Origin of the sequence: Nonomuraea aridisoli, from assembly GCF_003236395.1 — a bacterium.
GTDB classification, from domain to species: Bacteria; Actinomycetota; Actinomycetes; order Streptosporangiales; family Streptosporangiaceae; genus Nonomuraea; species Nonomuraea aridisoli.
The window spans coordinates 1-10,535 of sequence record NZ_POUD01000301.1; the positions used below are offsets into that span (position 1 = coordinate 1).

The 10,535-nt window shown below is 70.5% G+C and carries 10 protein-coding genes; 5 read left to right on the plus strand and 5 right to left on the minus strand.

The window, feature by feature from the left end:
* Both C1J01_RS41095 and C1J01_RS41100 read right to left on the minus strand, forming a co-directional pair.
* Positions 1 to 551: hypothetical protein (locus C1J01_RS41095; RefSeq protein ID WP_220040360.1), on the minus strand; the 551-nt coding region annotated here is incomplete at its 3' end.
* 51 nt (positions 552 to 602) lie between these two features.
* Complete coding sequence (locus tag C1J01_RS41100) at positions 603 to 1,382, minus strand: universal stress protein (protein ID WP_111184458.1); 780 nt, start codon at positions 1,380 to 1,382, stop codon at positions 603 to 605.
* Positions 1,383 to 1,476: 94 nt separating this feature from the next.
* Here C1J01_RS41100 and C1J01_RS41105 point away from each other — a divergent pair, with 94 nt between their 5' ends.
* Together C1J01_RS41105 and C1J01_RS41110 are read left to right on the plus strand one after the other, a co-directional pair.
* The gene (locus C1J01_RS41105) at positions 1,477 to 1,779 is read left to right on the plus strand and encodes a hypothetical protein (protein WP_111184459.1); all 303 of its coding nucleotides are present in this window, start codon (positions 1,477 to 1,479) and stop codon (positions 1,777 to 1,779) included.
* A 95-nt stretch (positions 1,780 to 1,874) separates the two neighbouring features.
* On the plus strand, positions 1,875 to 2,423 hold the full coding sequence (locus C1J01_RS41110) for a phosphatase PAP2 family protein (protein WP_111184460.1): 549 nt from the start codon (positions 1,875 to 1,877) through the stop codon (positions 2,421 to 2,423).
* On the opposite strand, the gene pip is transcribed toward C1J01_RS41110, so the two are convergent.
* From pip to mscL, 3 genes are all read right to left on the minus strand, one after another.
* Positions 2,377 to 3,348, minus strand: coding sequence for a prolyl aminopeptidase (pip, locus tag C1J01_RS41115; RefSeq protein WP_111184461.1), 972 nt, complete (start codon positions 3,346 to 3,348; stop codon positions 2,377 to 2,379). The genes C1J01_RS41110 and pip overlap by 47 nt on opposite strands.
* Entirely contained in the window at positions 3,345 to 3,929 is a 585-nt protein-coding gene (locus C1J01_RS41120) for a hypothetical protein (protein WP_235855004.1), read from the minus strand. The genes pip and C1J01_RS41120 overlap by 4 nt, the downstream gene beginning before the upstream one ends.
* 63 nt (positions 3,930 to 3,992) lie before the next feature.
* Positions 3,993 to 4,412 (minus strand): large conductance mechanosensitive channel protein MscL, encoded by a 420-nt coding sequence (gene mscL, locus C1J01_RS41125; protein ID WP_111184463.1) that lies wholly within the window; start codon positions 4,410 to 4,412, stop codon positions 3,993 to 3,995.
* Positions 4,413 to 4,625: 213 nt separating this feature from the next.
* Here mscL and glgX point away from each other — a divergent pair, with 213 nt between their 5' ends.
* The 3 genes from glgX to treZ form a co-directional block, all read left to right on the plus strand.
* Positions 4,626 to 6,719: a glycogen debranching protein GlgX gene (glgX, locus tag C1J01_RS41130; RefSeq protein WP_111184464.1), complete on the plus strand. Its 2,094-nt coding sequence runs from the start codon at positions 4,626 to 4,628 to the stop codon at positions 6,717 to 6,719.
* Complete coding sequence (gene treY, locus C1J01_RS41135) at positions 6,712 to 8,847, plus strand: malto-oligosyltrehalose synthase (RefSeq protein WP_111184465.1); 2,136 nt, start codon at positions 6,712 to 6,714, stop codon at positions 8,845 to 8,847. Before glgX ends, treY begins: the two co-directional genes overlap by 8 nt.
* On the plus strand, positions 8,837 to 10,535 hold a 1,699-nt coding region (gene treZ / locus C1J01_RS41140; RefSeq protein WP_111184466.1), incomplete at its 3' end, for a malto-oligosyltrehalose trehalohydrolase. The genes treY and treZ, both read left to right, overlap by 11 nt.

A 10,535-nucleotide genomic window follows, 5' to 3' on the forward strand; every position in this document is an offset into this window, starting at 1 on the left:
GCGCTGGCCGCCGCGGCCGCGGGCTCGGCCAGGGCGTAGCGCACGCCGTCGACGATCGTCTCCAGACCGCGGCCCAGGCCGTCGCCGATCTCGGAGGCGATGCGCAGCCGTTCCTCGCCCACGGCCGCGGCGGCCAGCGCCAGGCGGGTGGCGTGCAGCTCGTCCACCCGCTCGACCAGCCGGATGAGCCCCGGCACGATCAGCGTCATCAGCACCGTGGTGATCGTCAGGTCGAGCGTGACGAGCACGTCGCCGCTCCGCGCGTACGCGATCACCGCCGCCCCCAGCACCACCCCGGGGGCGAGCGCCCACAACCGCGTGACCAGCAACGACCCGGCGAGGAAACCGAGCATCACCACCGACGCCCCGGTCCCCACGCTCACCCAGACGACCAGCAGCGCCTGCGCCGCGAGCAGCCACCACCGCCGCGACCAGAGCGTGTACAGGCACTGCACGGCGAACACGAGCAGCGCCCCCGTCGCCCCCGCCAGGACGTACACCCCGCACAGGGCGGCCAGCACCGCCACCACGATCACGCGCGCCACAACCACATCCCGCAGCCTAGGAGCACCGGAGAAGGCGGCGCCCACCGGGCGAGCGGGCTAGGAGAAGCCGCGGGGGAGGACCGTGACCGGGCGGTCGGAGGCTCGGAGCATCTTCATCGCCAGCTCACCGAGGAAGACGCGGTGGGGCTCGGCGTCCTCGCTGGCGGCGCAGACCAGCAGCTCGCCGGGCAGCCAGGCGACGTTCTCCATCGCGGCGGCCACATCGTGGCCCTGCGCCACCTCCGACTCGGCCTCGATGCCGGTCGTCTCCCACGCCAGCCGTACGGCCAGCGCCAGGTCGTCGCGCAGCCGGTCGGGATCTTCGGTGCGCAGGTCGATCGTGATGAGCCGGAGCGGCACGCCGAGGCGCAGCGCCGCCTGGGCGACCCGCCCGACGGCCTCGTCGCACTGCGGCCGGTGGACGTAGGCCAGGGTGAGCCGGTCGAGCTTCTCGGGAGGCTCGTAGTCGGCCGGCGCGATCATGACGGCCTCGGACGAGCGGTGCAGCAGATGGTCGGAGGTGGCGCCGATCGCGATGCGGCCGTGCTGCCCGCCGGACGCCGAGCCGACCACGATGAGGTCGGCCCTGATCCTGCTGGCCAGCACCGACAACCCCCGCCCGGTGCCGCGGCTCTCGAACGTGAGGTAACCGGTCGGCGCGGGCGCCAGCTCCTCGGCCGCGTGCGCCAGGTTGGCCTGCGCCTCGACCGCCAGCCCGGGGCTGCCCGGCGGGTAGATCGTCGCGATGGTCAGCTCGCCGCCGGTGAGCCGGGTGATGGACGCGCCGAGGGCGAGCGCGTCGCGCCCACCCCGGTCGTTCGCATACCCGACGATCACGTGCCCACCGATCACGAAAGCCCTCTTACCCGCTCCCACCAGGGAATACGCGACCTTGATCGGAACGTTGCAAACCTGTGGAGGAGTAAAGAAAGTGAAGATCACCCTAGAGACCAAGTTCGTCGGGTCCTTCGGCCCGGTCACGCTTCTTGAAGCGGTCGAACAGCTCCGTAAGCACGATCTGGCCTGCACCGTGGCCGCCGACACGGTCGAGCAGAAGGTCGGCGTCTTCTCCGACTGCGTCGAGCGCGGGTTCACGCCGCTCCGCGGCGAGATCATGGCCGCCTACTACGTGGCCGAGCGCGACGCCATCGCCGAGGCGTTCGACCGCGGTCTCATCACCCAGGGGGAGCTGGAGACGAAGCAGGCCGCGCTGGCGCGCCGGCTGCTCACCTGATCCGGCCTTCCGCGACTTTCCCTCTTTCGGCCGAGGCATCTGACCGGCGATGTCCGTAAGGTCGTGTCCATTGATCATTAACGGATTGGACACGTGTGTATCAGGACATCGTCGGTTTCGCTCTCGGCACGCCCGAGTGGCTGCACACGCTCGCCGAGGTCGGCACGGACGGCGGGCTCTTCCTGTTCGCGGCGCTGTTCGCGGTGGCCGCGCTGCGGGCGTGGCGCGGCCCGGCGCGGGACCTGGCGCTGGTGGTGGCCGGCCCGGTCGGCATCACGCTGGCGTACCTCGTGAGCGAGGTCGTCAAGGTGATCGTCAGGGAGGAACGGCCGTGCCGGGGCGGGGTGGCGACGATCGCCGCCTGCCCGTCCCCGGCCGACTGGTCGTTCCCCAGCAACCACACGGTGATCGCCGCGGGCGCCGCGGCGACGCTCGTGCTGGCCTGGCGGGGCCTGGCCTGGCTGGTGTTCCCGCTGGCCGCCCTCATCGCGTTCTCGCGGGTGTTCGTCGGCGTGCACTATCCGCACGACGTGGTCGCCGGGTTCCTGCTCGGCGTGGGGCTGGCGCCGCTGTTCACGCTGCTGCTGGTGGGCGCCGTCACTCCCGCGGTACGTCTGGCGCGAACGCGTCTGTCGCCGCGATGAGCCGGTCGAGGACGCCGGGCTCGGAGTAGGCGTGCCCGGCGTCGTCGACCACGTGGAACTCCGCCTCCGGCCAGGCCTTGTGCAGGTCCCACGCGGTGGCCATGGGCGTGCAGGCGTCGTAGCGGCCCTGCACGATCACCGCCGGGATGTGCCGGATCTTCCCGACGTCCCTGATCAGCTGCCCGGGCTCGAACCAGCCGCCGTGGGTGAAGTAGTGGTTCTCGATCCTGGCGAAGGCGACGGCCTTCTTCTCCTCGCCGAACTCCGCCACCCGCTCGGGATCGGGCAGCAGCGAGACGGTCGCCCCCTCCCACTGCGCCCACGCCCGGGCCGCCACGAGCCTGGCCTCGTCGTCGGGGCCCTCGAGCCGCCGGTGGTAGGCGGCGATCAGGTCGTCGCGCTCCTCCGGCGGGATCGGCTCCACGTAGCGCTCCCACAGGTCGGGGAAGAGATGGCTCGCGCCCTCCTGGTAGAACCAGCGCAGCTCCTGCGGGCGCAGGGTGAAGATGCCGCGCAGCACCAGCTCGCTCACCCGGTCGGGGTGGGTCTCGGCGTACGCGAGCGCCAGCGTGCTGCCCCACGACCCGCCGAACACCTGCCAGCGCTCGATGCCGAGGTGCTCGCGCAGCCGTTCGATGTCGGCCACCAGGTGCCAGGTGGTGTTGGCGCTCAGGTCGGTGGCCGGGTCGGCGGCGTGCGGCAGGCTCCGGCCGCAGTTGCGCTGGTCGAACAGGACGATCCGGTAGAGCTCGGGGTTCCACTGGCTGCGGTGCTTGGGGTCGCAGCCGCCGCCGGGGCCGCCGTGCAGCATGACGGCCGGCTTGCCGTGCGGGTTGCCGCAGACCTCCCAGTAGATCTGGTTGCCGTCGCCCACGTCGAGCAGGCCGGAGTCGTACGGTTCGATCGGAGGGTACAGGGTTCTCATACGGCCTGATCCTGCCAGGCGTGCCGGTCGAGGAACTCCCGGCCGCCGGTCGCGTACTCGTGGAAGGCCCGCTGCACCTCGGCCAGCTCGGGCACCGTCGTGCGGATGAGCGTGCCCTCCTTGTACTCCAGCTCGTAGCCGGGTGAGACCTGCAGGAAGTGCCGGCCGAAGTTCACCAGCGCGACGAACGGGTTCTGCGGCGAGAGCGTGGCCAGCACGTCGTGCACCAGCCCGAGGTCGGGGTCGTGGACGATCATGCCGTCTCCCGTGTGCAGCTGCATGCCCTCGTAGACGCCCAAAGGCGCCACGTTGTGCACGAGGTCGCGCTGCGGGTCGTAGCAGACCATGCCGTGGGCGCGGGCGACCGCGAAGACCTGCGCGGACATCTCGTCCATCGTGTCCAGGTCCATCGTCACCAGCACGTGCCCCGGGTAGAGCGTGACCTGCCCGGGCAACTCCTTGGCGACGCCGGGCACGTCACCGCCCCCCGGCTCGGTCCGCTTGACCGCGAGGTACGTGGCACGGGCCTGGTCCCGGCTGATCGGGACCGGCTCGTCCCAGACCATCAACTCAACGCTCATCGGTCCATCTTGTCGGACCCGAGCCCAGCCCATGCCAAACGGGCGCAAGACCTCCGCAAACCGCTAGCTCGGCTTCTCGGACTCGGGCACCAGGCGGGCCGTGCAGTTCGCGCACCGCCGGGCCTCGGCCGGGATCTCCGACAGGCATTCGGGGCACTGCTTGGTGGTGGCCGCCTTGTGGCGGTCGAGCAGGCCGACGAGCCGCGTCATCGGCGCCACGACCAGCCAGTACACGATGCCCGAGATGATCAGGAAGCTGAGCAGGTGGTTGAGGAAGTCGCCGTACCGGAAGCGGCTGCCGTTGACGGTGAACGAGTACGACGCGAAGTCCGGCTGCCGGCCGCCGGTGATCGCGCCGATCAGGGGTGTGATCAGGTCGGCGACCAGCGCCTGCACCAGACCGCTGAACGTGGCGCCGACGATCACCGCGACCGCCAGCTCGACGACGTTGCCTCGAAGTAAGAACTGTTTGAAACCGCCCATGCCACCCGCAAGTAGCCGAGAACGGCAGCGGCAAACGGGCGCGTGCATGCTGGTGGGTGAGCCGTCTCCGATACCGCGCCGTCGGGGGCGGCTCACTCATGGGGAGTAATCGGACGCCGAGTGTGGAAAGGACCATGGTGATCGGCCGGGGGGCCGGGGTTGTCGGGCAGAGCGGGGGAACGGAACATGGGGAGAGACCGCAAGGGAGCCTCGATGATCGAGATCTGGCCGGGAGACCCCTATCCGCTCGGGGCGACCTACGACGGCGCCGGCACCAACTTCTCGCTCTACACCGAGGTCGCCGACAAGGTCGAGCTGTGCCTCTTCGACGATCGCAACGGCGAACGGCGGGTGCCGCTCACCGAGGTCGACGGGTTCATCTGGCACGGCTACCTGCCGGGCATCGGCCCCGGCCAGCGTTACGGCTACCGCGTCCACGGGCCGTACGACCCCGAGCGCGGCCTGCGCTGCAACCCGAACAAGCTGCTGCTCGACCCGTACGCCATGGCCATCGAGGGCGACGTGCGGTGGAACGAGGCGGTGTACGGCTACCGCTTCGGCCAGCCCGAGACCAGGAACGACCTCGACTCGGCCCCGTACGTGCCGCGGTCGATCGTCATCAACCCGTTCTTCGGCTGGGGGCACGACCGGCCGCCCGCGACGCCGTACCACGACACCGTGATCTACGAGGCCCACGTGCGGGGGCTGACGATCAGCCACCCCAAGATCCCCCGCCACCTGCGCGGCACGTACGCGGCGCTCGGCCACCCCGAGATCCTCGACCACCTCACCAAGCTGGGCGTGACGGCGCTGGAGCTCATGCCGGTGCACCAGTTCGTCACCGACCACATCCTGGAGCAGCGCGGCCTGTCCAACTACTGGGGCTACAACTCGATCGGTTTCTTCGCGCCGCACAACCGCTACTCCAGCCAGGGGCAGCGCGGCGGGCAGGTGCTGGAGTTCAAGGCGATGGTGCGCTCGCTGCACGAGGCGGGCATCGAGGTCATCCTCGACGTCGTCTACAACCACACCGCCGAGGGCAACCACCTGGGGCCGACGCTCGGCTTCCGCGGCATCGACAACCTCAACTACTACCGGCTGGTCGAGAACGACCGGCGCTACTACGTCGACACCACCGGCACCGGCAACAGCCTGCTCATGCGCTCGCCGCACGTCCTGCAGATGATCATGGACTCGCTGCGCTACTGGGTCATCGAGATGCACGTCGACGGGTTCCGCTTCGACCTCGCCTCGACGCTGGCGCGCGAGCTGCACGAGGTCGACCGGCTGAGCGCGTTCTTCGACCTGGTGCAGCAGGACCCGGTGTTGTCGCAGGTCAAGCTCATCGCCGAGCCGTGGGACGTCGGCCCCGGCGGCTACCAGGTGGGCAACTTCCCGTCGCGGTGGACGGAGTGGAACGGCCGCTACCGCGACACGATCCGCGACCTGTGGCGCGGCCAGCCGGCGACGCTGCCGGAGTTCGGCTCGCGCTTCACCGGCTCCAGCGACCTGTACAAGGACGACAGCCGCCGCCCGGCCGCCTCGATCAACTTCGTGACCTGCCACGACGGCTTCACCTTGCAGGACCTGGTGTCGTACAACACCAAGCACAACGAGGCGAACAAAGAGGGCAACCGCGACGGCACCGACGACAACCGGTCGTGGAACTGCGGCGAGGAGGGCCCGGCCGGCATCGCCGTCGAGTCGCTGCGCGAGCAGCAGAAACGCAACTTCCTCACCACGCTGTTCCTGTCGCAGGGCGTGCCGATGCTCTCCCACGGCGACGAGCTGGGCCGCACGCAGAAGGGCAACAACAACGGCTACTGCCAGGACAACGAGCTGACCTGGGTCGACTGGTCCGACATAAGGGAGAACTGGCTGCTGCTGGAGTTCACCCAGAGCCTGTCCCAGCTGCGCAAGAAGCACCCGGTCTTCCGGCGCAGGAGGTTCTTCTACGGCAAGCCCGTACGCGGTCTGAGCGACATCGCCTGGCTCACCCCGTCCGGGGAGGAGATGACCGACAGCGACTGGAACGTCGGCTACGCCAAGTCGCTGGCCGTCTTCCTCAACGGCGACGCCATCACCGAGCCCGACCGGCGCGGCCGGCCCATCAGGGACGACTCGTTCCTGCTGCTGTTCAACGCCCACCACGACACCATCAAGTTCACGATCCCGAAGGACTACGGCGAGATGTGGCACACCGAGATCGACACGGCCATGCCGATCCGGCTCGACGCCCGGATGGTGCGGGCGGGCGAGGGCATCGACGTGCCCGGCCGCAGCGTACGGGTGTTGCGCCGTGTCTAGGCCGGCCTCGACCTACCGGGTGCAGCTCACCCCCGACTTCGGCTTCGCGGAGGTGGCGGCGATCGCCGGCTACCTGCGCGACCTCGGCGTGAGCCACGTCTACCTGTCGCCGGTGCTGCAGTCCGTGCCCGAGTCGCGCCACGGCTACGACGTCACCGACCACTCCAGGATCCGCGAGGAGTTCGGCGGCGCGAACGGGTTCAGGGAGATGGCGCAGCAGCTCGCCGCCCACGACCTCGGCATCGTGGTGGACATCGTGCCCAACCACATGAACACGGTGAACGCGCAGTTCTGGTCGGTGCTCGCGGAGGGGCCGGCCTCGCCGTACGCGCACTGGTTCGACATCGAGTGGGTCGACGGGAAGGTCGCGCTGCCCGTGATCGGCGACGACGTCGAGCCCGTGGTCGACGGCGACGTGCTGCGCTACCACGAGCACGCCTTTCCCTACCCGGGCCATTACCGGCTGGTCGACTGGCGCGAGGGGCCCGGCTACCGGCGCTTCTTCGACGTGTCGTCGCTGATCGGGCTACGCGTGGAGGACCCGTCGGTGTTCTTCGCCACCCATGAGGTGATCTTCTGGCTGCTCGACGAGGGGCTGGTCGACGGGCTGCGCGTCGATCACCCCGACGGGCTGGCCGATCCGCGCGGCTACCTGGAGCGGCTGCGGACGCGGGCGGGCGAGCGGTGGACGGTGGTGGAGAAGATCCTCATCGGGCCGGAGCGGCTGCCGAGCGACTGGGCGTGCGACGGGACGACCGGTTACGACGTGCTCAACCGGGTGAACGGCCTGTTCGTCGACCCTTCCGGCAAGGACCCCCTGATCCAGATATTTACAGACATGACGGGGCAGCCTGCCGAGTACCGCCCCGTGATGGCGCAGGCCAAGCGCGATGTGCTCGACCTGTTCTTCGGCGCCGAGGTCGACCGGCTGGCCCGCGCCACCGCCTGCGACCCGGCCGCCGTGCGCGAACTGCTCGCCGCGATGCCGGTCTACCGCGCGTACGTGGTGCCGGGGGAGCCGGCGCCCCCCGAGTCGGTGGAGATCGTCGAGATGGCCGCCGAGTCCTGCTCTCCCGCCGTCCAGCCGCTGGTCCGCCAGGTCCTGTACGGCTCCCCGGAGTCGATTGTGCGTTTCCAGCAGACGTGCGGGCCCGTCATGGCCAAGGGCGTGGAGGACACCGCGCTCTACCGGTGGTTCCCGCTGGCCTGCCTCAACGAGGTGGGCGGGGAGCCGGACGCGTTCGGGGTGTCGGTGGAGGAGTTCCACGACTTCTGCGCGGAGATGTCCCCGTACACGATGACCACGCTCTCCACCCACGACACCAAGCGGTCGGAGGACGTGCGGGCCCGGCTGTCGGTCCTGTCGGAGATGCCGGGGGAGTGGGCGGCCGCGGTGGCCGAATGGTCGGCGCAGGTCAGCTTCGACCCGCACCTCGACTACCTGGCCTGGCAGAACCTCATGGCCGCCTGGCCGATCTCGGCGGAGCGCTTCACCGACTTCCTGCTCAAGGCCGCCCGCGAGGCCAAGACCGCCATCTCGTGGGTGCACCCCGACCCCGGCTACGAGCGGCGGCTGCGCGCCTTCGCCGAGGCGGCCGTGCGGCTGCCGATCGGCGGGTTCACCGAGCGCATCGAGCCGTACGCGATGTCGAACTCGCTCGGCGCCAAGCTCGTGCAGCTCATGATGCCCGGGGTGCCCGACGTGTACCAGGGCAACGAGATCACCGACTTCTCGCTGGTCGACCCGGACAACCGGCGGCCGGTGAGCTACCCGCGCAAGCCGGAGACCGCCTGGGACTCCGCCAAGCTGCTGGTCACCACGCAGGCGCTGCGGCTGCGCCGGCGGCTCGGGGGCGCGGCGCCGTACACGCCGCTGGGGGCGGAGGGGGAGCGGGCGGAGCACGTGATCGCCTTCGCCCGCGGCGAGCGGCCGCAGGCCGTCGCCGTCGCCGTCGCCACCCGCCTCCCCGTACGCCTGGCCGCCACGGGCTGGGGGACCACCACGCTGACCCTGCCCCCGGGCGCCTGGCGTGACCTGCTCACCGGCGCGCTCGTCTCCGGGCGCACCCCCCTCGCGCACCTGCTCGGTCAGTATCCGGTCGCACTGCTGGAGAGACATGATCTTTGAGGTCTGGGCCCCCAAGGCCACGGCGGTGGAAGTCGACGTCCTCGGCGGACGGCGGGCGATGTCGCCCGGTGAGGGCGGCTGGTGGACGGCGGACGTGGCGGGCGCCGGACACGGCACCCGGTACGCCTTCGTGGTCGACGGCGACGGGCCGTACCCCGACCCGCGCTCGCGCCGGCAGCCCGAGGGGGTGTTCGGGCCGAGCGCCGTGTACGACCACGCCCGCTTCACCTGGTCCGACCACGACTGGAAGGGTCGCGACCTGCGCGGCGCGGTCATCTACGAGCTGCACATCGGGACGTTCACCGCGGAGGGGACGTTCGCCGCGGCCATCGAGAAGCTGCCCCACCTGGTGGAGCTCTGCGTCGACTTCGTGGAGGTCATGCCGGTGGCGCCGGTGCCGGGCGGGCGCAACTGGGGCTACGACGGCGTCGACCTCTACGCCGTCAACGAGACGTACGGCGGGCCCGACGGGCTCAAGTCGTTCGTGGACGCCTGCCACCGGGCGGGCATCGGGGTCATCCTCGACGTCGTCTACAACCACCTCGGGCCGTCGGGGAACTTCCTGCGGCCGTTCGGGCCGTACTTCGCCGGGTTCGAGGGCAGTTTCTGGGGCGAGGCGGTCAACCTCGACGGGCCCGACTCCGATGAGGTGCGGCGTTACTTCCTCGGCAACGCGCTGCAGTGGCTGCGCGACTACCACATCGACGGCCTGCGGCTCGACGCCGTGCACGCGCTGCACGACCGGCGCGCCACGCACCTGCTCGCCGAGCTGGCCGAGGAGGTGGACGCGCTCGCCTGCTCGGTCGGCCGGCCCCTGTCGCTGATCGCCGAGTCCGACCTCAACGACCCACGCATGGTGCGCTCCCTCGACGCCGGCGGCCTCGGCATGACCGCCCAGTGGAACGACGACGTCCACCATGCCCTGCACTGCGCCGTCAGCGGCGAGAGCCACGGCTACTACCGCGACTTCGCCCAGCTCTCGGCGCTGGCCAAGGTGCTGACGCGCGGAGTGGTGCACGACGGCGGCTATTCGAGCTTCCGCTCCCGGGCGCACGGCGCCTCCTTCGCCGGCGTGCCCGGCCACCGGCTGGTCGCCTGCCTGCAGAACCACGACCAGATCGGCAACCGCCCGGCGGGCGACCGGCTGCCGATGCCGGCGCTCAAACTGGGCGCCGGGCTGCTGCTGACCTCGCCGTTCACGCCGATGTTGTTCATGGGGGAGGAGTGGGGGGCGCGCTCGCCGTTCCTGTTCTTCTCCGACCACGTGGAGCCGCACCTGCGGGAGACGGAGGGTGCGCGGCGGCAGCACGAGTTCGACGGGTTCGGATACGTCTGGGAGGCGCCCAACCCGTCCGACGAGGAGTCGTTCCTGCGCTCGAAGCTCGACTGGAGCGAGGTCAAGGAAGAGGCGCACTGGTCGCTGCTGTGCTGGTACCGCGACCTGATCGCCCTGCGCAAGGCGCTGCCCGAACTGTCCGACCCGCGACTGGACCGGGTGCGGGTGGAGCTGGACCCGCTGGGCAAGTGGCTGCTGATGTGGCGCGGCTCGATCGCGGTGACGGTGAACTTCTCCCTGGAGTCCGTGACCCTGCCACTGCCGGCCGGCACGATCCTCCTGGCCTCCGACGACCCCATCACCTCCGACGAAATCGGCCTCCGCCTCCCCGCCCAGTCGCTGGCCATCACCC